The organism is Microbacterium elymi (assembly GCF_021582895.2).
In the GTDB taxonomy this organism is placed as follows: domain Bacteria; phylum Actinomycetota; class Actinomycetes; order Actinomycetales; family Microbacteriaceae; genus Microbacterium; species Microbacterium humicola.
This window is the reverse complement of record NZ_CP091139.2, coordinates 1529698-1551507: the sequence shown is the minus strand read 5'-3', so window position 1 is coordinate 1551507 and position 21810 is coordinate 1529698. Positions and strand designations below refer to the sequence as shown.

The following is a 21810-nucleotide window of genomic DNA, read 5'->3' as shown; positions in this document are numbered from 1 at the left end:
CCGCGTCCGTCCCGCGCCGAGATCGTACGATTTGGCCGAATGTACATGAAACCGGGCCCAGTTTGATGTGCAGTGGGCGGTTTCATGTTCAGTCGCGGGTGGGATGCCGCAGAGCGCGCCGGGCCGAGGGGCGGACGCCGGTTCGGGCCCGCGCAGCTGAGTTCTGAACGCCGAGGAGGCAACATGCATGACGCGACCATCGACGAGACCGGCTGGCTGAGGCCGGTCGCCGGTGCCGGGCCGCGGGAGCCCCGCTGGGGCCACCCGGACGGCATGCAGATCGGACTTCACCCGCTGGCCGGGCCGCGCGGGTTGATCCGGGTGTTCACGCCCTACCTCGACCAGCCGCGCGACCGGCTCGTCAACTTCATCGCCATCGAGCCGGTCCCCGCCGGGCAGGCCGAGCGCGGCTATTCCGAACTCGAGCGATCACGGCTGGACGACACCCCGGGCTGCGGTTCTGGTCGGCCGACGATCCGTCGGATGCGGCTCCGCGGGCCGACACCGATCCCGCGCGCGGCGTGGTCGACGGGGACACCCTGACCGTCAGCATCCTCTGCGAACCGTTCGCGAACGGCGCGGACGTGTGGGTCACCGCGAGCTTCACCCGCGACCGCCCGCACGAAGTGCAGGTGGCGGCATTCGCCGGGGAGACCTCGGTGGCGCTGGATGCCTGTGTCCTGACGGCCACGATGGGCAACTGGGCGCGACTGCGCGAGCTGGAACTCTCCGGCCGCACGGCCCACGCGAGCGCGCTGTGGCCGGACTATCACGGCACCGCGTTCGCCCCGCACGCCTCGTTCGGTGTGGGGGAGCTGGTCCGCGACGGCGGCGACGTCGTGGTGCGGGCGCGTCCGGACGAGGGCGACCCGGTGGGCGCCACCTACGCTGAGGGCACGGCCGAGCACTGGCACTACGTCGGGCGACGCGGCGTCCAGGAGTGGCGTGCCGCCGACCCGGACCCGGCGCTGCGCGCCCAGGTCAACGGGCGTCACACGTATTGGATGAGCGAGCATCCCATCCCGAGCGGCATCGCGTTCGAGAACTTCGAACTGGTCGAGCCGTTCCGGCAGGGGCGCGCCTTCACGTTCGGCATCGAGCCGCTCTGAGCGGGCAGCCGGCCGGTCCGCCCGGACCGTGCCCCAGTCCCGGTTGAAGGGTCGTGGCCATCCACGGGCCGCCGGGCACAGGTTCCCGCACGAGCTGCGGAGACCTCACGAAACGAGGGGGTTGCGGGGCGCAATCCCTCCTCAGCTCGTGAGATCTCCGCAAGCTCATGAGCAAGCACCGAGCCCGCTACAGCCCGAGCACGGCCTTCGCGATCAGGAAGTAGATGACCAGGCCGGTGGCATCCACGAAGGTGGTGATGAACGGGTTCGAGAACACGGCGGGGTCGACGCGGATGGCGCGGGCCGCCAGCGGCATGACGCCGCCGATCGTCGCGGCCAGCGAGCACACCGCGACGAGGGTGAGGCCGATCACGAGTCCGATGTCGAACGAGTACACCGCGCCCGCGATGGCGAAGCCGATCAGCCCGAGGGCGAGTCCGAGCAGGAATCCGACGCGCAAGCTCGCGGCCGAGCACGCGCAGGATGTCGCGCGGCCGCACTTCGTCCAGCGCCAGCGCGCGGGTCACGGTGGTGGCGGCCTGGTTGCCGGTGTTGCCGCCGGTGCCGATCAGCAGCGGCACGAACAGCGCGAGCGCGGTCAGCTGCGCCAACGTCGACTCGAAGATCTCGAGCACGTGCACGGTCAGCGTGGCGCCGATCGCGAGCACGAACAGCCACACCACGCGCGAGCGCACGAGCCGTGTGATCGGGGTGCTCAGATAGGGGCGACCGAGCGGCTCGACACCGCCCTGACGGGCGACATCCTGACTCTCCTCCTGCTTGAGGATGCGCGCCGCATCGTCCAGGGTCAGGATGCCGAGGAGCCGGCCTTCGCTGTCGACGATCGGCAGCGCGAGCAGGTTCATGTCCGCGCACAGCCGTGCCGCCTGCTCGACGTCGCTGGTGGCCGTGGCGGTGCGCGCCTCGCTCATGACGTCGCGCACGAGCGCGGCATCCGGCGCCGACAGCAGGTCGCGCAGGCTCACGACGCCGACGACCTCGCGTCCGTGGTCGGTGACCGGGAGGGTGTAGATCGTCTCGGCCTCGTCGAGCCGGGCCCGCACGCGCGCCATCGTCTGCGCGACGGTGAGGTCGGGGTGGGTCGTCACGTACTCCGGGCTCATGCGGCGCCCGATCGCGTTCTGCGGATACCCGAGCACCTCGGCGGTCAGCTGCCGCTCGCGCACCGGCAGCCCGCGCAGCAGCCGCGGCGCGACCGACGCGGGCAGCTCGTCCAGGAGCCACACCCGGTCGTCCGGGTCCATATCGGCGAACACGGCAGCGACCTCGGAGTCCTGCGAGCCGCCCGACGATGTCGGCCTGCACGCCGGGCGCGAGCGCCTCGAACACCGCGAGCGCGCGGTCCTTGGACAGCAGCCGGAACAGCACGGCACCCTCGCCGGGGTTGAGGCGCTCGATCGCCGTGACGACCTCATGCGGATCCAGCCCGCCGAGGGCATCGGATGCTGCGACCAGGTCGCCCTGCATCAGGTGCTGCGCGAGTTCGTCGATGCGGTCGGAGAGTTCGGTGATGGTCATGGCGAGGCTTCCTCGGGCGGCCACGGCGGTGCAGGGCACCGGCGCGGCGCGGGTGGATGGGAGGGATGCCGGACACGGCACTTCCCGGACCTCGAACTGACGGAGGGTCAGTGCGTGGCGGAGGCGGCGCCCGGCAGGGGATGACGACTGTCACTGCTCATGGGTGCACCACCTCGCTCTCACGCTCTCGTCCGCCGATCGGCGGCTCGTCGTCGCACGACCTGCGACGAATCCGGCGGCCTCGACGGGCCGCGCCGCGACAAGCCTACCCGGCATCGCAGGCGGCACCGACCGATCGGTCCGCTCAGGCCGACGGCGCCGCCGCGGCGGCCGCGCGGGCCGCGGCCGGCAGCGCTTCGAGCACCCGCGACACCGCGGCGTCGTCGTGTGCGGCGCTGACGAACCAGGCCTCGTACGCGCTCGGCGGCAGCGAGACGCCCGCCTCCAGCATCGCGTGGAAGAACGGGCCGTACCGGAACGCCTCCTGACGCTGGACTCCGGCATAGTCGTGCGCCCGCGACGGCAGGAACTGGATGCTGAACAGACTGCCCGCACGCGAGACGACGTGCTCCACCCCCGCCGCGGACAGCGCGTCGGAGGTCGCCGCGGCGATCGCCGCCGACACCTCGTCCACCCGCGCGTACACCGCCGCATCGGCTGCCTGGAGGGTCGCAAGGCCCGCCGCCACGGCGACCGGGTTCCCGGACAGCGTTCCCGCCTGGTACACCGGACCGGTCGGAGCCAGCTGCTCCATCACCTCGCGCCGCCCGCCGAGGCCGGCCAGCGGCATCCCGCCCCCGATGACCTTGCCGAACGTGACGATGTCGGCCGCGGCTGGCTCGAGCCCCAGCCAGCCCGCGGGCGAGACCCGGAAGCCGGTGAGCACCTCGTCCACGATGAGCAGGGCGCCGTTCCGATGCGCGGTCGCGGCCAGGAACGCGTTGAACCCGGGCTCGGGAGCGATCACGCCCATGTTCGCCGCCGCCGCCTCGACGATCACGGCGGCGATCCGCGGGCCGTACGAGGCGAACGCCGTCTCCACGGCCGTCCGGTCGTTGTACGGCAGCACGAGCGTCTGCGCGGCGATCTCGGCGGGCACCCCGGCCGAGGCGGGAAGCGCCAGCGTGGCCAGGCCGCTGCCGGCATCGGCGAGCAGCCCGTCCGAGTGGCCGTGATAGTGCCCGGCGAACTTGACCACCAGTGATCGCCCGGTCACGCCCCGCGCCAGGCGGACCGCCGTCATCGTGGCCTCGGTGCCGGTGGAGACCATCCGCACCTGTTCGATGACCGGCCCTTCGTCTCGCGCCGGCTTGCGCCGGGGCTCGCTCAGGGACCTGGATCGCATCCGCGGACCGGGTGACGCGGGAGAGGCGGGCGATCACGGCCTCGGCCAGCTCGGTCTCGGCCGGCGTCGAGGCGCCGAACGACAGCCCCCGGTCGACGGCCGCGTGCACGGCATCCCGCACCGCCGGATGCCCGTGCCCGAGCACGCGGACCCCACGAGCACACCAGGTCGACGTACTCGCGGCCCTCGACGTCGACGATGTAGGGCCCGTGCCCCGACACCATGAACCGCGGGGCGCCGCCCACCGACCGATACGCGCGGACCGGCGAGTTCACCCCGCCGGGAATGACGGCGGATGCCTCGGTGAACGACGTCTCGTTGCTCATACCCGCCCCTCCGCGGCCAGCTCCAGCGCCCAGTAGGTCAGCACGGCTCCCGCGCCCGCCCGCAGGATGCCGGTGACGCTCTCGCGGATCGCCCGGTCGCGGTCGATCCAGCCGTTGCGGGCGGCCGCCTCGATCATCGCGTACTCGCCCGAGACCTGGTACGCCCACACCGGCACCTGGGCCGTGGCCGCGACATCGGCCAGCACGTCCAGGTAGCTCATCGCCGGCTTGACCATGAGCACATCGGCGCCCTCGGCCTCATCCAGCCCGGCCTCGCGCAGCCCCTCGATCCGGTTCGCCGGGTCCTGCTGATAGGTGCGCCGGTCGCCGGTCAACTGCGAATCCACCGCCTCGCGGAACGGCCCGTAGAACGCCGACGCGTACTTCGCCGCATACGCGAGGATCGCGGTGTCGGTGCGCCCGGCGGCGTCCAGCGCATCTCGGACGGCGGCGACCTGGCCGTCCATCATGCCGGACAGGCCCAGCAGCGCCGAGCCCGCCTCGGCCTGCGCGACCGCCATGTCGCGGTACCGCTCGAGGGTCGCGTCGTTGTCGACGAGGCCGCGGGCATCGAGCACGCCGCAGTGTCCGTGGTCGGTGAACTCGTCCAGGCACAGGTCGGTCTGGACCACCAGCGCGTCGCCGACCTCGGCGGCGACGGCCCGGGTGGCGCGGTTCAGGATGCCGTCGGCATCGGTGGCGGCCGACCCGATGGCATCGCGGGTGGACGGGATGCCGAACAGCATCACCCCGCCGATGCCGGCGGCCGCAGCATCCGCCGTCGCCGCCTTCAGCGAGTCGAGCGAGTGCTGGACCACTCCGGGCATGGCCTCGATCGGCGCCGGGGCGGTCAGACCCTCGCGCACGAACAGCGGCAGGATCAGCTGCGCGGGGTGGATCCGCGTCTCGGCCACGAGCCGGCGCATCGCCGGGGTGGTACGCAGTCGGCGCGGGCGGATGAGGGGGTTCATGCGGTGGCCTCCGGGAACGGGGCGAGCTCGCCGGCGCCGCCCTGCGAGCGAGCTGCGCGACCACCCAGCGGGCGGCGTCGTCGGCGACCTCGGCCAGCGCGGATCCGTCGGCGACCGGGCGGGTGTGGGATGCCTCGACCCGGCGGCTGCCGTCGAGCGCGTACACGGCGGCGGTCAGGGTGAGGGCGCCGGTCTCGAACCGGGCGGTCGCGCCCACGGGCGCGGAGCAGCCGGCCTGCAGCCCGGCGAGCACGCCGCGTTCGGCTTGCCGCCAGCGCCGCACTGACCGGATCGTCCACCCGGCGCAGCGCCTCGGCCAGCGGGCCGGCGGAGGCGTCGTCCGCGCGCACCTCGACGGCCAGCGCGCCCTGGGCGGGGGCGGTCGGCCACGCGTCCAGGTCCATCGGGTGCGCGGCGACGTCGGTGCGGCCCAGTCGGGCGAGCCCGGCCGCGGCCAGGACCACCGCATCCAGCCGCTCGTCGCCGGACGCGTGCAGTCGCGCCAGCCGGGAGTCGACGTTTCCGCGGATGTCGACGACCTCGACGTCCGGCCGCGCCGCCTGCACCTGCGCGGCGCGACGCGGCGAACCGGTGCCGACGCGGGCGCCGGCCGGCAGGGTGTCGAGGCCGCCGCCGCGAGTGACGACGACGTCGCGCGCGTCCTCGCGTCGCGGCACCGCGCCGACGGTGAGACCGGTCGCGGGCGCCGTGGGCAGGTCCTTGAACGAGTGCACGATGACATCGCAGCGGCCCTCGCGCAGCGCGTCGCGCAGTGCGGTGGCGAACACGCCGGTGCCGCCCAGGCTCGCCAGCGACGCGCGGGAGACGTCGCCGTGCGTGGTCACGCGGACGATCTCGACCGGGATGCCGCCGAGCGCGGTGGCCAGGGCGTCGGCGACCAGCTTGCGTCTGGGCCACCGCAAGCGCGCTGCCGCGGGTCCCGACGCGCAGGATGTCGGGGCGCGAGGCCGCCGCGGGCGGGGTGCCGGTCATCGCGCCGCCGCCGCGCCCATCCCAGGCTGGGAGTGCACGTCGTCCGCTGGGGCCGCAGTCGTCGCGTTCGAGGCCGCGGCGATCTCCGCCCCACGTCCGACGGGGGCATGATCCGGCCACGGGCCGAGCGCGGTCCGATGCGGACGCTTGCGCGTCGGGCACGGCATCCACCCGCTCCTGGATCAGGTCGACCAGACCGGCCACGAACGCGGGGTCCACGCCCGGGGTGGCCACCCGCGCGAAGCCCACGCCCACCTCGGCAGCCGGTCTCGGCCGCCTCGGTGTCGAGATCCCACAGCACTTCCATGTGGTCGCTGACGAAGCCGATCGGCACCACGACCACCCGGCCGACACCGGATGCCGCAAGTCGTCGGATCTCGTCGTTCACATCGGGCTCGAGCCACGGCGTGCGCGGGTCGCCGCTGCGCGACTGGTATGCGAGCGAGTACGGCACTCCGGGCGCCGCCTCCGCGGCGATCACGTCGGCGACCGCGAGATGCTGGGCGACATATGCGCCCCCGGCCCGAACCCGGGACCGGAGGCGTCGGCCGCCGCCGCAGGGATGGAATGCGTTACGAACAGGACGTGGGTGTCGGCGGCACCTGTGCTGAGCGAGCGCGAGCGAGACGAAGCATCCCGCCCCACCGCCTCGCGCAGCCCGGCGACGAACGGCGCGACGAAGCCGGGGTGGTCGAAGAATTCGCGCACGCGGTCGATCGAGACGACCCCGTCCAGCCCGGTCTCGGCCAGAGCCTGCTCGAAGTTCTCGCGGTACTGTCCGACGCCGGAGTACGAGGTGTACGCGCTGGTGACCACGGCCAGCAGCCGGTCGTGCCCGGCCTCATGCGCGGCACGCAGCGCATCCGCGAAGTACGGGTCCCAGTTGCGGTTGCCCCAGTGCACCGGCAGGTCGATGCCGCGCGCGGCAAGCTCCGCCTCGAGCGCGGCCGTCAGGGCCCGGTTCTGCGCATTGATCGGGCTCACCCCGCCGAAGTGGCGATAGTGCACCGCGACATCCTCCAGCCGCTCCTCGGGAACCCCGCGGCCGCGCGTCACGTTGCGCAGGAACGGGATGACGTCGTCCTGCCCCTCGGGTCCGCCGAAGCTCGCCAGCAGCACCGCGTCGAACGCGCCGGCGCTCACGAGAGCACCTCGGCGGCCTCCGCGGTGCCGATGCGGCGACCGGTGAAGAACGGGGTCTCGATCACGACGTGGCGGCGCGCGTCGACGTAGCGCAGGTCGCGCATCATGTCGACCAGATCGGTGAGCTCGTCGCCCTCGATCGGCACCACCCACTCGTAGTCGCCGAGTGCGAACGCCGCCACCGTGTTGGTCAGCACCTCGGTGTAGGCCGCGCCGGCGCGCCCGTGCTCGGCCAGCATCCGGCTGCGCTCGCCGTCCCGGATCAGGTACCAGTCCTTGCTGCGCACGAACGGGTACACCGTGATCCACCGCTTCGGCTCGACGCCGCGGACGAACGCGGGGACGTGCTGGCGGTTGAACTCGGCCTCGCGGTGCACGCCCATGAGGTTGGTGTGCGGGATCAGGGCAGCGATGGCCGGCACGCGGCGCAGTGCCCGCGCGGCCGCCTGCAGCGCCCGGGGGCTGTCGCCGTGCAGCCAGAACAGCAGATCGGTGTCGGCCTTGAAGCCCGAGACGTCGTACATCCCCCGGACGGTCACGCCGGACAGTTTGGCCGCCGCGAACGCGGCATCGAGGTCGGATGCCGCCGAGTGCGAGCGCCTCGGCGGGCAGCGGCTCGGCGGGCCGGGCGAACACCAGCCACAGGGTGTAGACCGCGGGTGCCGCGGGCTGATCGGCGGATTCGGGGGCGAGGGGTTCGGGGAGGGGGAGACGCGATCGGGCACGATCCCCATCATCACCCCGCGCCTTGTGAGTTCCCAGAAAACCTTCAGCTTCGCTGTATGCGGGATGCCGCGGCCCGCGCGTCCGGGATCACCGAGGCCAGCCCCGTCCCGGCCAGCCACGCGCCGGTCGCCTCCAGGCCGGGGGCGGCGGCGACCGCTTCGCGCACCGCGCGGATGCGGTCGGCCTGCCCGCGTGCGGCGAGCGGGACGGCGTTCGCCCAGGCGGCGCGGCCGAAGCCGATCACCTGCTCGTCCCGCAGCGGCGTGCCCAGCAGCGCGGTCGCGTCGCGCAGCGCGAGAGCGCGCAGTGCGGCGGCGTCCAGGTCTTCGGCAGGGTTGCCGGCCCCGGCCCGGCCGTACGAGAGCCGCACGACGTGTCGCCCCGCCCCCGCCGCCTCGGCCAGCCACGCCCACTTCGCCGTGGCGTGGGTGAGCGCCTTCGCCGCGACCCGGTCGTGCGCGTCCTCGGCCACCAGCAGCCCGGTGCCGCGCGGGGCGGCATCCAGCTCGGGCGCGTCGAGCACGAGGGTCGCCAGTTCCACCCGTGTCGGCGCCGGCCAGTCCAGGTCGGCCAGTGCCGGCGCGATCGAGGTCAGCAGGCGGAGGGCCGAAGCATCCGGAGTCGCCACGACGACGGCATCCGCCGTCATGGTCGAGTCGCCGGCGAGGTGGATGACCCACGTGCCGTCGTCGGCGCGGGCAAGGGCGTCGGCCGTCGTGCCGATGAGGATGCCGCCTCCCCGCGCGAGGACGTCGTCGGCCAGGGCCTCGATCAGCGTGTGCATGCCTCCGCGCAGGCCGCCCGCGGCCGATCCCGGCGTGGTCGGGGTGCCCGCGGTCTGGTGGCTGCCGGCCGCGGCGGGCCGGGTGGGCGCGCCGCCGGATCGCACCTCGTGCGCGGCACGCGCCAGCGATCGGGTGCGCACCAGCGCCGCCCGCAGGCCGGGGGCGATCGCATCGACCGCCAGATCGTCGGCCGACGACGAGTAGACGCCGGTGGCGACCGGCGAGACGAGCCGGTCGAGCACGGCCTGCCCCATCCGCTCGCGGACGAGTGCGCCGAGCGTCGCGGGGTCGGCGGTCCGCGGCATCCGGAACAGGCGGTCGCGCTGCGCGCGCCAGGCCGCCCGCAGCCCGATCGCCGCGACGACGTCGCGGGCCAGCGGGCGCGGCGGGATGCCCAGGAGTCCGCCCTTCGGCATCGGCACGGTGCGATCGGACAGGTGCAGCCACGCCCCCGCCGCATTCGGCCAGACCACGTGCGCCCCGAGTCCGAGTTCGTCGATCAGCCCGGCGACCGCACCGCCACGGGTCGCGAAGCTCTCGGCGCCGGCGTCCAGGACCAGGTCGGCGATCTCCTGCCGGGCCACACTTCCGCCCAGGGTCGGGCCGGCCTCGAGCACCGTCACCTCGCAGTCGGCCACCGTGCAGGTGCGCGCCGCGACCAGCCCGGCCGCCCCGCCGCCGATCACGACCACGCGCTGCGGGGTGCTCCGCCGGCGCGCGCCGGGCCGCGCGGTGGTCATCCGGCGACCGCTTCCGCTCCCGTCGGACCGGCGGCGTCCGATCGGCGCGCGGCATCCGCGTCGGCACCGGCGTCGTGCGACCGAAGCGCCGCGTCGGCACCGGCGTCGTGCACCAGCCGGACCAGCCGGGTCAGGACATCCGGGTCGGTGTCCGGCGGCACGCCGTGCCCGAGATTGACCACGTGCGCGGGCGCCGCGCGACCGCGGCGCAGCACGTCGCGGGCGTGCTCCTCGAGCACGGGCCAGGGGGCGGCCAGCAGGGCGGGGTCTATGTTGCCCTGCAGCGGCACCGCGTCGCCGAGGCGGCGGGATGCCTCGTCCAGCGGCATCCGATAGTCCACTCCGACCACGTCGGCCCCGGCATCCCGCATCTCCGGCAGGAACTCACCGGTGCCCAGCCCGAAATGCACGAGCGGCACCGCGGCGCCGTCGGCGGTGAGCCCCCTCGCCCACCCCAGGGCGCGGGCCGATGCCGGAGCCACATGCTGCGCGTAGTCGGCCCGCGAGAGCGACCCCGCCCAGGAGTCGAACAGCTGCCCGGCGCTGGCCCCGGCCAGCAGCTGCGCGCGCAGGAACGCGCCGGTGACGTCCGCGCACCACGCCATCAGCCGCGCCCAGGCGTCGGGGTCGACGTGCATCAGGCGGCGGGCGGCGAGGTGGTCGCGCGACGGTCGGCCCTCGACCAGGTATGCGGCCAGGGTGAACGGCGCCCCGGCGAAGCCGATCAGGGGCGTCGTGCCGAGCGCGTCAACGGTCCGGCGCACGCCCGCCCGGATCGGCTCGAGAGCGTCGTCGTCCGCGGTGAGGGGGCCGGTCGCGACGAGGGCGTCGACGTCGGCGGCCGTGCGCACCGCCCGGTCGAACACCGGTCCGACGCCGGACTGGATCTCGACGCCGATCCCGGCCAGTCGCAGCGGGATGACGATGTCGCTGAAGAAGATCGCCGCGTCCACGCCGTGCCGGCGCACCGGCTGCAGGGTGATCTCGGCGGCGGTCTCCGGATCGAGGCAGCGCTCCAGCATCCCGCCGCCCGCGCGCAGCGCGCGATATTCGGGCAGCGACCGGCCCGCCTGCCGCATGAACCACACCGGCGCGGTCTGCGGGCGCACGCCGCGATACGCCTGGACGAGCGGGGCGGATGCCGTCGCTCCGACGGTCAGCGGATGATCGGCGGGCAGGGGACGAGGGGCGGTGGGGACGGTGGTCACGCGGCGATTCTCGCAGACCCGCCCGAGTGCGGGGCCGGGCGTGCTGCCTCTGCCGCGCGCGACCGTGGCCGAATCGTCACCCTGCGTGGTGCGGTGCGTCGGTACCGTGGGCCGCATGGCGATGACGGCGATCCGGTCGGCGGCGGCGCTGGTCGCGGGTGGGATACTGGCGCTCACGGGGTGCACGGCGATCATCTCGGTCGGGTCGGCCGGTTCCTGCGTGGCCCCCGAGGCGACGACGGCGCCGACCTCGGCATCGCCGGGAGAGACCATCACGTTGCGCGGCAAGTACTTCATGCCGTGCAACGACACCAACATGGCTTCGGATCCGCCGTTCGGCGACCTCGACATCCAGTGGGTGCAGGGCGACGCCGTCAGCGCGCTTGGCACGGTCCACCCGGAGGGGACGATCGGCGAGCTGGCCGTCGATGTGACCGTGCCGGCGGACGCGACCGGCGGATCCGCGGTCGTGCGCATCATGATGCCGACCCTGTACGGCACGGTCGACGTGCCCGTGACCGTTGCGGAGTAGTGCTGAGACGGGCCCGGGGGAGGCGCTGATCCGGGCGGGGTATCCTTGAGCCCCGTGCTCCTCTGCTTCTCGTCCAGCCATCGCACCGCCGCGCTCGACACCGTCGAGCGACTCGAGCGTCGTGCCGATGACGTGATCGCCCGGCTCGCCGAGCCGATCGACGGGATCGATGGCAGCGTCGTCGTGTCGACCTGCAACCGCTTCGAGGTGTACCTCGATGTGCCGGGCACCACGCCCCACCCCGAGCGTCCGTGGGACGCGGCATCCATCGACGCGGATGCCTTCGTCGACACCGTGGCCGCCGCCACCGGGCTGGACGGCGGCGAGGTCCGCGAGTCCGGGATCCTGCTGCACGGCGATGCCGTCGCCGCGCACGTGTTCTCGGTGGCCAGCGGGCTCGAATCGATCGTCGTCGGCGAGGGCGAGATCGCCGGCCAGGTGCGGCGCTCACTGGAGCGGGCGCGGGAGCGCGGAACCGTCTCGCCCGAACTGGAGCGGGTCTTCCAGCTGGCATCGCGCACTTCGCGCGGGGTGAAGAATCGCACCGACCTGTCACGCGCCGGCCGCTCGGTGGTGCGCCTCGCGCTGGACATGGCCGAGACCCGCATCACCGACTGGGCCGGCACCCGGGTGCTGCTGGTGGGCACCGGACGCTACGCCGGGGCCAGCCTTGCGGCGCTGCGCGAGCGGGGCGTGACCCGGGCGCAGGTGTACTCGCGCAGCGGGCGGGCCGCCGGCTTCGCGGCCGGTCACGACATCAAGGCGGTCCCGGTCGACGGCCTCGAACAGGCCGTGGCGGCCAGTGACCTCATCGTGACCTGCAGCGTCGCGCCCGCCGTCATCCTGGATGCCGCGACCGTCGCCGCCGCTGCCGGGCGCGCCGGCGCGCTGCCGCGGCGGCTGATCATCGACCTCGGCCTGCCGCGCAATGTCGACCCCGGCGTGGCCGCGGTGCCGGGCACCGAGCTGCTCGACCTGGAGACGCTGCGCCTGCATGCGCCGCTGCCCGAGCTCGGGGCGACCGCCGAGGCGCAGGCGCTCGTCGACGCCGCGGTGGCGGACTATCGTCGTGCGGCGGCGGAGGATGCCGTGACGCCGGCCCTCGTCGCGCTGCGCGCGCATGTGTTCGACGTCCTCGACGACGAGATCGCCCGGGCGCGCAGGCGCGGCGATTCCGATGGGCAGACCGAGGCCGCGCTGCGGCATCTGGCCGGCGTGCTCCTGCACGAGCCGTCCGTGCGGGCGCGGAAGCTGGCCGCGGCCGGCCGGGCCGGCGAGGTCGAGTCCGCACTGTCTGCGCTGTTCGGCATCGAGTCGCGCCGAGAGTGCCCTGTGGCTGAGATGCGGCCGGCGCCGCGGCGGGCGGGCGCGGCGTCCTGACCCCCGCGCCGCGGCGGGGTGCGGCATCCTCCCTCCCAGCGGGGAAGGGGTGCGGCATCCTCACTTCCGCCCCGTCGGGATGTTCTCTGGAGCGCGATGGACTTCCGGTTCACACGGCTTCGCTGACGCGGGCTGTGCGCGCGGCGGCGACCGCTCGGTCGGCGGGCGGCGGCCTGGAAACGGGACCCCGGACGGACGATACTGGGGCCATGATGATGCTCGACGAGGTGCGCGCGATCTGCCTCGGGTTCCCGGGCGTGACCGAGAAGATCTCGGGCCACGGCGGTGGGGTCACCTGGCGTGCCGCGCAGGGACAGTTCGCCTGGGAGCGCGGGCCGCGCAAGACCGACCTGGCCCAGCTGGCAGACCTCGGCCGCACCTGGCCGGACGGCACCGTGCTCGCCATCCGCACCGACGGACTCGAGGCAAAGGCGGCGCTGCTGCAGACCTACCCCGACACGTTCTTCGAGATCCCGCACTTCGAGGGATACCCGGCGGTGCTCAGCGCCCTCGCGACCGCCGATCCGACGCTTGCGCGAGACCATCACCGAGGCGTGGCTGATCCGGACCACGCCCCGCCTGCGCGACGAGTGGCTCGCCGCCCAGCCTCCGCACTGAGGCCGGCTCGCGCATCCCCCGCCCTCACCTGGGTCCCGCCCCGCCTGCACTGAGCGGCCACTCACTCGTCAGAAACGGCGGGAATGCCCGCGGGAATTCCGACCACTTGCGGCAAGTCACCGAAGGGGAGCGTCCGGGTCGCACATCGCCGGGCAGGCGACGGGCTGACGAAGAGGATGGCGCAGCCGGGCGTCACCGGGCGGCGACGAAGGCCGCGTAGTCGGCGCGGGACAGGTCGGCGTAGGCGTGTGCCCATTCCCGCAGGGGCTCCGCGGCCGCACGGCCGTCCCCGAGGTAGCCGGCCACCATCGCCGCAGCGGGCGACTGGGCGTGGGCGCGGGCAAGGACGATCGCGCACGACTGCGCATACTGCGCGAACGGCTCGTCCTCCAGCCCGTCGATCTCGATCCCGCCCTTCATGTCGTGGAACTGCCGCACGTACAGGTCCACGCCGCCATCCGAGCGGAGGTGCCCGAGGAACGGGTCCGACACCGCCTGCAGGATCCGCTGCATCCCGACGACCCGTCCGCCCTCGCCGAACCGTGCGACGTGCTCGTCCAGCGCCCGCGGCTGCCGGATGCCGCCGTGCTCGGCCAAGACGCTGCGCCCGGCCTCCTTCGCCTGCAGCAGCAGGCCGTTGCCGTCCCCGTCCTCGAGCACGACCAGGTGGCACCGCGTGCCGACGCTGCCGACCCCCACCACGCGCCGGGCGACATCGGCCACGGTGTAGTTCTGGCAGGCATCCGGATGTCCACGGCGGCGGATGCCGCGTACCGGTCGGCGTACCCGTGCACGCGCTCCTCGAGCTCGGGCGAGACATGCGTGAGCCGGGGCGGATCCTCGACGAACGCCAGGCGCCCGTCCGCGTCGCGGGTCGTGGTCCGATCCGCCGCGCGCTCGCCGGTCCGCTTCTGCGCGGCGCGGATCGCGGCACGCAGCACCTTCCGTGACGCCTTGTCGAGCGTGGCGCGCACCGCGTCGACATCGAAGTGCGAGAAATAGCGCTGCGTCGGGCTCATCGCCACTGCGGTGCGGATCGCCCGTGCATATGCGCGGACCGCGCCGGTCGCGGCATCCCGCACGCTCGCCTCATCCCGCGAGGTCGCCTGCCCGGCGATCACGATGCTGGTCACCAGGCGCTTGACGTCCCACTCCCACGGAGCCCACGCGGCCTCGTCGAAGTCGTTCAGATCGAACACCACTCGCCGCTTGCGGCGATGCGTAGAAGCCGAAGTTCGACACGTGCGCGTCCCCGCAGGACGCGACGAGGATGCCGCTGTGCGGACTCTGCGCCAGGTCGGCGGCCATCAGCGCCGCCGTACCGCGATAGAACGCGAACGGACTCTGCGACATCCGCTCCACCCGCAGTGGGATCAGCTCGGGCACGCGGACGGAGTTCTGGCGATCGAGGATCCCCAGAGGGTCACGGGCGCCGACGGTGAGCTCTGCCAGGCCGCGGCGCGGGAGGACGCGCCGGCGTGCCCGACCCGACGCGCTCCGTGCGGCGGTGGATGCCGGTGACAGGCCGGTGCCGGGATCGCTCATGCGCACATCATGGCACCGGCGGACGTCCATCCGCGCCCGCCACCCTCCCCGACGACTGAGTGCGCACTCACTCGTCAGAAGGGGTCGCATCGGCCGCCGGGAATGCGACCACTTCTGACGAGTCAGAGGGGGAGGGCAAGGGATGGGCGGGGGATGCCGCGGGCCGGTCTTCCGCGGGCTTCCGCGGGTCGCCGCCGTGCGCGGTTCCCGCGGCCCTAGAGTCCGAGGCGTGGCAGACCGGCGGATGACCGAGGAGCGGTGGCAACGGGCCACCTACTGGCCGCTGATGGCGATCTCGCTGGTCTGGCTGGTGGCCTACTCCTGGCAGGTCATCGCCGATCTCTCCGGCCCGGACGAGCTCGTGGCCCGGGGCATCACCGGCGTGACGTGGGCGCTGTTCCTGGTGGACTACGTCGTGCGGCTCGTGCTCGCCGATCCCCGCGGATCGTGGTTCCGTCACCACCTGTTCGACCTCGCCGTCGTGGCTCTGCCGCTGCCGGCCGCTGCGGCTCGCTGCGCGTGTTCACCCTGGTGACCGTGCTCGAGCGAACCGCCGGCTCGGCGCTTGCGAGCCGGATCGCGATCTACGGCGCGGGCGCCGCGCTGGTGCTGATCTATGTCGGCGGGCTCGCCGTGCTCGATGCCGAGCGGCACGCTCCCGGCGCCGACATCACGAACTTCGGCGATGCGATCTGGTGGGCGTTCGTCACCATCACCACCGTCGGGTACGGCGACTTCGTGCCCGTGACCCTCGGCGGCCGGGCCGTGGCCGTGGGCCTGATGGCCGGCGGCGTGGCCGTGCTCGGCGTGGTGACGGCGACCCTGTCGTCCTGGGTGATCGAACGGGTCGCGCGCGGTCACGACGACGACGAGGCCGCCACCCGCGGGCAGGTCAGGCAGCTCACCGAGCAGGTGGCCGCGCTGACGGCTCGGCTGGCCGAGCCACCGGACGCGCCGCCGAGCCAGCCCCCGCTGGACGTCCCGCCCTCGGGGCGCGCCCCGACGGACTGACGGTCCACGGCTTTCGCCGGCGTCTACTGGCGCGTCATGGCGATCTGCATGCGGTGCTCTGCATCGGCGAGGTGAGAGTGGTCATCGTCTCCGAGATCGATGCGGATCCAGACGATCCCGCCGGTGAACTCGTTGCCGGTCGGTCCGTAGTCGCCCGAGACCGGCGTCGCGAGGTCGGCGCCGATGTCCACGGTCTCGTCCATCGAGAAGAAGAACGGCAGCGTGCGGGTCACGCGCCCCGAAGCGACCTCGGTGTCGTCGTGGGAGAGGGTCACCATGCCGCCCTTTCCGAGTCCGCCGCCGTCGTAGGCGAAGTGCATCCGCACCTCGTGCTCCCCCTTCGCGAGCGGTGCGTCGGCGCGCGTGTACTCCGTCTGCACTCCGCCGAGGTTGTAGGCGAAGGCGAGCCCGCCGCCCGTGAGGTACACGCTCCATCCGCCGTAGGCGCCGCCCTGTGCGATCAGCACGCCGTCGGCGCCGCCGTCGGGCACCACGATGCGCGCGGTCACGGTGAACGACTTGTTCTTGACGTTCACCACCGAGTTCTCACTCATCCGCTTCATCCCGGAGTAGAACGTCTGGCTGTCGCCCTTCACGAGCTGCGGCCGCCCCACGAGCTCCCCGTTGAAGCGCTCGGCCGAACGCACATCCATCGGCAGCACGTTGAAGCGCGCGGCCTGAATGAGGAACAGTCGCTCGAGCTCGGCGAGCTTCTCGGGCTGCTCCGGAGCCACATCGTGCGACTGCGTCCAGTCCTCCTCCACGTTGTAGAGCTCCCACACGTCGTCGTCGAGGCCGTGCGACGACGACAGCCACGGATCCTTGTGCTTGGCCACAGCCGTCCAGCCCGAATGGAAGATCGCACGGTTGCCGAGCATCTCGAAATACTGTGTCGTGTGCCGTTCTGGGGCATCCGCGTCGTCGAAGCTGTAATTCATCGGCGTGCCCTCGTACGGGCGCTGGGTGATGCCGTTGACAGTGTGCGGTTCGGGGATACCCGCCGCCTGCAGCACCGACGGGGCCACATCGATCACATGCGCGAACTGTTTTCGGATCTCGCCTCGCGCCGCGATCCCGTTCGGCCACGAGACGATCGTGCCATTGCGCGTGCCGCCCCAGTGAGAGGCGACCTGCTTCGTCCACTGATAGGGCGTGTCCATGGCGTGCGCCCAGCCGATCGCGTAGTGATTGTACGAAAGCGGAGTCCCGAGGTCGCCCTGGTGCGCGATCTTGTAGGCGTCGTCCTCGATGTCCTCCATGTGGTTGATGGTGAAGCCCTCGTTGGTGGTCCCCGTCATCGTGCCTTCCGCGGACGCCCCGTTGTCGCCGATGATGAGGTAGATGAGGGTGTCGTCGAGCTCGCCGAGTTCGTCGAGCGCGTCCAGCAGCGAGCCCCACATGGTGATCGGCGTAGTCGAGGTATCCGGCATAGACCTCCATCTGACGAGCCAGCGTCGGCTTGAGGGCCTCGCTCATCTCGTCCCACGCCGGGATGCCCGGGTTGCGTGCGGTCAGCACCGCATCCGGCGGGACGACGCCCAGCTTCTTCTGCTTCGCGAAGGTCTCCTCGCGCACCGCGTCCCAGCCCTGGTCGAAGGCCCCCTTGTACTTGTCAGCCCACTCGGCCGGCACGTGATGCGGGGCATGGGTGGCCCCGGGTGCGAAATAGGTGAAGAACGGCTTGTCGGGCGCGAGCGACTTCTGCTGCTTGGTCCACTCCACCGCCTTCTGCGTCATGTCGGCCATGAAGTGGTACCCCTGCTCGGGTGTCCCCCACGGCTCAACCGGCGAGGTGTTCTCGTAGATCGCCGGGTACCACTGATTGGTCTCGCCGCCGATGAAACCGTAGAAGTACTCGAAGCCACCGCCGGGGTGCGGCCAGTGCTCGAATGGGCCGACGGCGCTCGACTCCCAGACCGGCACCTCATGGCACTTGCCGAACTGAGCCGTGCTGTAGCCGTTGAGCTTCAGCGTCTCGGCGAGCGGTGCGCAGTTGTTGGGGCGCAGAGAGTTGTACCCGGGTGCGCTCGTCGCGATCTCGGTGATCCCACCCATCCCGACCGTGTGATGGTTGCGCCCGGACAGCAGGGCCGCCCGTGTCGGCGAGCACAGCGCGGTCGTGTGGAATCGGGTGTATTTGACCCCGAGGGCGGCCACACGTTCGAAATTCGGTGTGTGCACCGGGCCGCCGAACGCACTGGTGGCGCCGAAACCGCAGTCGTCGATGAGGATGACGAGGACGTTCGGCGCGCCGGCCGGCGGCCGGATCTGCCGGATGGGTGGATAGTGCGTGTCGGGGGAGGTGGCATCGTAGGTGACCGTGCCGGTGTAGGCGAGGTCGGGGATCGGCAGACTGGACCGCTGCACGTCGTGGATCTCGGTCATCGGATGCCCCTCTGTACGCCGATCGGTCGGCGATCGATCCGGCGCGTGACGCAGGCGTCATCGCTTGAGGTCATTGAACCCGTCGCCCCGCTCGGCCACAAGGGTCGACTCGGCCGAACCACCCGTTTCGGGTGATCCGCTCCTCCCACCCATGCGGGATGATGTCCCACAGGATCGAGGGGGCGCCGATGGGTGGTCGGGTGGGCGGTGCTTCGTGAATGGCCCGACCGTGACGCGCAAGGGTCGCATCTGGCTCCTGCCCACGTTGCAGGCATATCGGCCCAACCTGCTGGGGCGGGACATCCTGGCAGGTCTGTCGGCCGGTGCGGTCGTCGTGCCGCAGGCCATGGCGTACGCGACGATCGCCGATCTGCCACCGCAGACGGGTCTGTACACCTGCATCGTGCCGATGCTCGTGTACGCGTTCCTGGGCGGATCGCGTGCGATGAGCGTCTCGACGACGTCGACCATCGCGACCTTGACCGCCACCACCATGGTCTCGGCCGGAGTCGTCGCCGGGTCCGAGGATGTTCTCGGCGATCTGGTCACGCTGACGCTGCTGGTGGGGGCGGTGCTGCTGGTCCTCCGCCTGTTCGCGCTCGGGTCGCTGGTCGAGAACATCAGCACGCCGACGATCCTCGGCATCCAGATCGGCGTGGGGGCGACGGTGGCGGTCGGACAGCTGCCCACGCTGTTCGGCGTCGACTCGAACTACTCCGGACACGGCATGATCCGGTCGATCGCCGGCGTCGTCGAGGCCCTGCCCGGGCTGAACTGGCCGACCGTCGCGCTGTCGGCGGCGTCGATCCTCGTCCTGTTCGTGCTCAAACGATTCGCGCCGAAGTCGCCGTCGGCCCTGATCGTGGTGGGTGCCGGCATCCTTCTGGCAGCCTTCACCGACCTGCCGAGCACCGGTGTCCAGCTCATCGCGCCGATCACGCAGGGACTCCCCTGCCGCATTTGCCGTCGCTCGCCCATATCGCCGGGCTCGTCCCCGGCGCTTTGGGGATCGCCCTGATGGCCTTCCTCGAGACCATCGGCGTCGCGCGAGCGCTTGCGCACCCCCCAGGAGCCGCAGATCGACAGCAATCAGGAACTGCTGGCGATATCGGCCGCGACACTGATCGGCGGGCTGTTCGCCACGATGCCGGCGGCGGGCGGGTTCTCGCAGAGCGCCGTCAACCAGAGCTCCGGGGCGCGTTCCCAGGTCGCGGGCCTGACCACCGTCGTGTTGGCCGTCCTCGTCGCCCTTTTCCTCGGCCCGGTCCTGTCGCTGCTTCCACAGGCTTCGCTGGCGGCGCTTGTGTTCGTCGCCGTGATCGGGCTGATCAAGGTCGGCGATCTCGTCCGGCTCGCCCGCATCAGTCGCCGAGACTTCTGGGTCGCCGTGGCGACCGCGGTGATCGGACTCACTGCGGGCTGCTGCCCGCGGTCGGGGCCGGCGTCGTGATCACTCTGGTGCTGGTGCTGCGCGAACTGAACCGGCCGCGCCTCGACATCCCGGCCCGGTCGGACACCGCCATGGCGATCCATTTCGGTCGAGGGCTCTACACGGCCAACGTTCTGGAGAACGAGCGCGCCGTCATCGAGCTGGTGGACGCCGAAGATCCGCCGGTCACGGCCGTGGTGCTCGATCTGGAGCGGATGGTCACCATCGGGATCACCGTGATCGACGCGTTGGAGGATCTCGACCGCGAGCTGACGCGCCGCAGCATCGTGCTCGCATCTGGCCCGCCTGCCAGCCGATGCGACCCGGATCGCGTCGAAGACGACGTGGTATCAGGCGATGGATGCTGCCGGGCGGGTGCACGACACCGTCAAAGACGGCCTCGTCTCGGCCACGGGCTGAGGTGCCTCATGTTCTTCCCGAGGACCCCGACGCCCGATAGCCTGACCCGATGAGACGCCGTGCCGTCGACATCCCGCCGCCCGCCGCGCCGGCCGCCCCGGCGCTCTCGCCCATGCTCCGGACTTTGATCGGGCTGGCCGCCGCGGTCGTGGCCCTCGCCGGCCTGTACCTCGGCCGCGACATCGCCGGTCCGCTGGCGCTGGGCGCCGTGATCGTGATCATCTGCGAGCCGATCCGCTCGCCGCTGGAGCGGCGCCGCTGGCCGAGATGGGCCGCGACCACGGCCGTCATCGCGGTCGGCTACTTGATCCTGATCGCCCTCGCTCTCCTCCTGGTGTTCGCCGGCATCCAGTTCGCCCGCCTGGTCGCCGACTACGCCGACGCACTGCGGGCGAGCGGGTCGGCGCTGGTCGACTGGCTCGACTCCCTCGGGCTGGACAGCCAGGTCTCCGGCGCCACGGCCGCGGCGCTCGAGCCATCCTCGATCCTGAGCTTCGTGTCGTCGCTGGGCGGCACCGTCGTCGGGATCGTCACGGCGCTGTTCTTCGTGTTCGCGTATGTCGTGTTCATGGCGGCGGACGCGGCTCGTTACGGCACGGCGGAGGCCTCCTTCGGCAGCGGCATCCGTCCCGCACTGGTGCGGATCCGACGTTTCAACACCGGCGTGCGGCGCTACTACATCGTGAACGCGTCGTTCGGTGCCGTCGTGGCCATCATCGACGGACTCGCCCTGTGGGCGGTCGGCGTGCCCGCACCGGTGGTGTGGGCGATCCTCGCGTTCGTCACCAACTTCATCCCGAATGTCGGCTTCATCATCGGGCTGATTCCGCCGGCGGTTCTGGCGCTGGTGGTCGGCGGCTGGCCGCTGATGCTGGCCGTCATCGCCATCTACTGCGTCGTCAACGTGGTGCTGCAGGTGTTCGTCCAGCCCAAGTTCGTCAGCGACGCGGTGAACCTGAGCCTGACCCTCAGCTTCTTCTCCGTGATCTTCTGGACGTTCGTGATCGGGCCGCTCGGCGCGATCCTGTCCATCCCGCTGACCCTGCTCGTGCGCGCCCTGGTGCTGGAGGGCGATCCGGGATCGCGCTGGCTGCGCTGGCTGTCCGGGGATGCCGCGGCCGCAGCGGAGCGAGGATCGTGACGTGCGTCCGGCGCTGACCGGAGGCCTGTCCTGGAACTGGTCGTTCTTCCTGCTCGGCGTTCTGTACGCCCTCCCCGCCGTGATCGTCATCCCGTTCAACCCGACGGCGGGGCTCGGGCTGGCCGTCGGCGTGATGCCGGTCGCCGCGTTCAACCTGCCGGCCGTGCGCCGCGGCCGTCGGGTCATCCCGGTGGTGGGGATGCTGAGCGGGATCTCGTTCTTCGTCGGATCCGTGCTCACCCACGTGCCCGTCCTGGCCGTGATCGGACTGTTCGCTCTCGCCGTCGGAGCGTCCCTGTGGGCGCGCGCCAGCCGGGTGGGAACGCTCGTGCTGGTGCTGTGTCTGCCGTTGGTGGGCATCGGCCTCAGCATCCGGACCGTCGGAGGCGGACTGGTGGCGGGTGGTCTCATCATCGTGGGCTCCTTGTACGCGTGGGGCATCGCGATGGCGTGGCCCGAGCGTC

The 21810-nt window shown here is 72.3% G+C and carries 17 protein-coding genes and 8 pseudogenes; 11 read left to right on the top strand and 14 right to left on the bottom strand.

The window, feature by feature from the left end; genetic code table 11:
• Positions 1-183 precede the first annotated feature (183 nt).
• Positions 184-543: a hypothetical protein gene (locus tag L2X98_RS08365; RefSeq protein ID WP_259612948.1), complete on the top strand. Its 360-nt coding sequence runs from the start codon at positions 184-186 to the stop codon at positions 541-543.
• Positions 522-1109 carry a hypothetical protein gene (locus L2X98_RS08360; RefSeq protein ID WP_259612947.1) on the top strand — a complete coding sequence of 196 codons (588 nt, stop codon included), beginning with the start codon at positions 522-524 and terminating at the stop codon, positions 1107-1109. The genes L2X98_RS08365 and L2X98_RS08360 overlap by 22 nt, the downstream gene beginning before the upstream one ends.
• On the opposite strand, the gene L2X98_RS22215 is transcribed toward L2X98_RS08360, so the two are convergent.
• Positions 992-2386, bottom strand: coding sequence for a magnesium transporter (locus tag L2X98_RS22215; RefSeq protein WP_435526259.1), 1395 nt, complete (start codon positions 2384-2386; stop codon positions 992-994). The genes L2X98_RS08360 and L2X98_RS22215 overlap by 118 nt on opposite strands.
• A gap of 157 nt (positions 2387-2543) precedes the next feature.
• Between L2X98_RS22215 and L2X98_RS08345 the strand changes: the two genes are divergently transcribed.
• Positions 2544-2792, top strand: a complete 249-nt coding sequence (locus L2X98_RS08345) for a hypothetical protein (protein ID WP_259612946.1) — start codon at positions 2544-2546, stop codon at positions 2790-2792.
• Positions 2793-2952: 160 nt separating this feature from the next.
• Here L2X98_RS08345 and hemL read toward each other — a convergent pair.
• From hemL to hemE, 8 genes and pseudogenes are all read right to left on the bottom strand, one after another.
• A pseudogene (hemL, locus tag L2X98_RS08340) lies at positions 2953-4319 on the bottom strand (glutamate-1-semialdehyde 2,1-aminomutase).
• Positions 4316-5290, bottom strand: a complete 975-nt coding sequence (gene hemB / locus L2X98_RS08335) for a porphobilinogen synthase (RefSeq protein ID WP_259612945.1) — start codon at positions 5288-5290, stop codon at positions 4316-4318. The pseudogene hemL and the gene hemB overlap by 4 nt, the downstream one beginning before the upstream one ends.
• A gap of 151 nt (positions 5291-5441) precedes the next feature.
• A pseudogene (locus L2X98_RS20605) lies at positions 5442-5759 on the bottom strand (hypothetical protein); the annotation flags it as partial.
• Positions 5665-6135: pseudogene (gene hemC / locus L2X98_RS20600) on the bottom strand (hydroxymethylbilane synthase); the annotation flags it as partial. The pseudogenes L2X98_RS20605 and hemC, both read right to left, overlap by 95 nt.
• A gap of 144 nt (positions 6136-6279) precedes the next feature.
• Positions 6280-7426 (bottom strand): annotated as a pseudogene (locus L2X98_RS08325) (ferrochelatase).
• Entirely contained in the window at positions 7423-8151 is a 729-nt protein-coding gene (hemQ, locus tag L2X98_RS08320) for a hydrogen peroxide-dependent heme synthase (protein WP_259612944.1), read from the bottom strand. The pseudogene L2X98_RS08325 and the gene hemQ overlap by 4 nt, the downstream one beginning before the upstream one ends.
• Before the next feature lie 44 nt (positions 8152-8195).
• A complete protein-coding gene (locus tag L2X98_RS08315) occupies positions 8196-9677 on the bottom strand; it encodes a protoporphyrinogen/coproporphyrinogen oxidase (protein ID WP_259612943.1) in 1482 nt (493 codons plus the stop codon).
• The gene (hemE, locus tag L2X98_RS08310) at positions 9674-10885 is read right to left on the bottom strand and encodes a uroporphyrinogen decarboxylase (protein ID WP_259612942.1); all 1212 of its coding nucleotides are present in this window, start codon (positions 10883-10885) and stop codon (positions 9674-9676) included. The genes L2X98_RS08315 and hemE overlap by 4 nt, the downstream gene beginning before the upstream one ends.
• Before the next feature lie 115 nt (positions 10886-11000).
• Here hemE and L2X98_RS08305 point away from each other — a divergent pair, with 115 nt between their 5' ends.
• The 3 genes from L2X98_RS08305 (at position 11001) to L2X98_RS08295 (ending at position 13468) form a co-directional block, all read left to right on the top strand.
• The gene (locus tag L2X98_RS08305; protein WP_259612941.1) at positions 11001-11417 is read left to right on the top strand and encodes a hypothetical protein; all 417 of its coding nucleotides are present in this window, start codon (positions 11001-11003) and stop codon (positions 11415-11417) included.
• 54 nt (positions 11418-11471) lie between these two features.
• Positions 11472-12797, top strand: coding sequence for a glutamyl-tRNA reductase (locus L2X98_RS08300; protein WP_259613255.1), 1326 nt, complete (start codon positions 11472-11474; stop codon positions 12795-12797).
• A 209-nt stretch (positions 12798-13006) separates the two neighbouring features.
• Positions 13007-13468 carry a hypothetical protein gene (locus L2X98_RS08295; RefSeq protein ID WP_259612940.1) on the top strand — a complete coding sequence of 154 codons (462 nt, stop codon included), beginning with the start codon at positions 13007-13009 and terminating at the stop codon, positions 13466-13468.
• Positions 13469-13607: 139 nt separating this feature from the next.
• Here L2X98_RS08295 and L2X98_RS08290 read toward each other — a convergent pair.
• The 3 genes and pseudogenes from L2X98_RS08290 to L2X98_RS08280 form a co-directional block, all read right to left on the bottom strand.
• Positions 13608-14207, bottom strand: a pseudogene (locus tag L2X98_RS08290) (DUF2252 family protein); the annotation flags it as partial.
• 80 nt (positions 14208-14287) lie between these two features.
• Positions 14288-14614 (bottom strand): annotated as a pseudogene (locus L2X98_RS08285) (DUF2252 family protein); the annotation flags it as partial.
• Positions 14505-14960 (bottom strand): DUF2252 domain-containing protein, encoded by a 456-nt coding sequence (locus tag L2X98_RS08280; protein ID WP_259612939.1) that lies wholly within the window; start codon positions 14958-14960, stop codon positions 14505-14507. The gene L2X98_RS08280 and the pseudogene L2X98_RS08285, both read right to left, overlap by 110 nt.
• A 229-nt stretch (positions 14961-15189) precedes the next feature.
• On the opposite strand from L2X98_RS08280, the gene L2X98_RS08275 reads away from it, so the two are divergent.
• Positions 15190-15495 (top strand): hypothetical protein, encoded by a 306-nt coding sequence (locus L2X98_RS08275; RefSeq protein ID WP_259612938.1) that lies wholly within the window; start codon positions 15190-15192, stop codon positions 15493-15495.
• Complete coding sequence (locus L2X98_RS08270) at positions 15480-15971, top strand: potassium channel family protein (RefSeq protein ID WP_259612937.1); 492 nt, start codon at positions 15480-15482, stop codon at positions 15969-15971. Before L2X98_RS08275 ends, L2X98_RS08270 begins: the two co-directional genes overlap by 16 nt.
• A gap of 23 nt (positions 15972-15994) precedes the next feature.
• Here L2X98_RS08270 and L2X98_RS20595 read toward each other — a convergent pair whose 3' ends face one another.
• Positions 15995-17401, bottom strand: coding sequence for a sulfatase-like hydrolase/transferase (locus L2X98_RS20595; RefSeq protein WP_354002966.1), 1407 nt, complete (start codon positions 17399-17401; stop codon positions 15995-15997).
• A gap of 25 nt (positions 17402-17426) precedes the next feature.
• Positions 17427-18356, bottom strand: a pseudogene (locus L2X98_RS20590) (sulfatase-like hydrolase/transferase); the annotation flags it as partial.
• Positions 18357-18507: 151 nt separating this feature from the next.
• On the opposite strand from L2X98_RS20590, the pseudogene L2X98_RS08260 reads away from it, so the two are divergent.
• The 3 genes and pseudogenes from L2X98_RS08260 to L2X98_RS08250 all read left to right on the top strand — a co-directional run bounded on the left by L2X98_RS08260 (position 18508) and on the right by L2X98_RS08250 (position 21346).
• Positions 18508-19806 (top strand): annotated as a pseudogene (locus L2X98_RS08260) (SulP family inorganic anion transporter).
• The gene (locus L2X98_RS08255; protein WP_259612936.1) at positions 19803-20258 is read left to right on the top strand and encodes a hypothetical protein; all 456 of its coding nucleotides are present in this window, start codon (positions 19803-19805) and stop codon (positions 20256-20258) included. The pseudogene L2X98_RS08260 and the gene L2X98_RS08255 overlap by 4 nt, the downstream one beginning before the upstream one ends.
• Positions 20255-21346 (top strand): AI-2E family transporter, encoded by a 1092-nt coding sequence (locus L2X98_RS08250; protein WP_259612935.1) that lies wholly within the window; start codon positions 20255-20257, stop codon positions 21344-21346. Before L2X98_RS08255 ends, L2X98_RS08250 begins: the two co-directional genes overlap by 4 nt.
• Positions 21347-21810: the final 464 nt, after the last annotated feature.

Bases quoted from the DNA above. Each gene is read 5' to 3' on its own strand.
- L2X98_RS08250 (WP_259612935.1), top strand. From the start codon at position 20,255: ATGAGACGCCGTGCCGTCGACATCCCGCCGCCCGCCGCGCCGGCCGCC.
- hemB (WP_259612945.1), bottom strand. From the start codon at position 5,290: ATGAACCCCCTCATCCGCCCGCGCCGACTGCGTACCACCCCGGCGATG.
- L2X98_RS08295 (WP_259612940.1), top strand. From the start codon at position 13,007: ATGATGATGCTCGACGAGGTGCGCGCGATCTGCCTCGGGTTCCCGGGC.
- L2X98_RS20595 (WP_354002966.1), bottom strand. From the start codon at position 17,401: ATGCCGGATACCTCGACTACGCCGATCACCATGTGGGGCTCGCTGCTG.
- L2X98_RS08345 (WP_259612946.1), top strand. From the start codon at position 2,544: ATGCGGATCCAGCCCGCCGAGGGCATCGGATGCTGCGACCAGGTCGCC.
- L2X98_RS08365 (WP_259612948.1), top strand. From the start codon at position 184: ATGCATGACGCGACCATCGACGAGACCGGCTGGCTGAGGCCGGTCGCC.
- L2X98_RS08280 (WP_259612939.1), bottom strand. From the start codon at position 14,960: ATGAGCGATCCCGGCACCGGCCTGTCACCGGCATCCACCGCCGCACGG.
- L2X98_RS08315 (WP_259612943.1), bottom strand. From the start codon at position 9,677: ATGACCACCGCGCGGCCCGGCGCGCGCCGGCGGAGCACCCCGCAGCGC.
- L2X98_RS08305 (WP_259612941.1), top strand. From the start codon at position 11,001: ATGGCGATGACGGCGATCCGGTCGGCGGCGGCGCTGGTCGCGGGTGGG.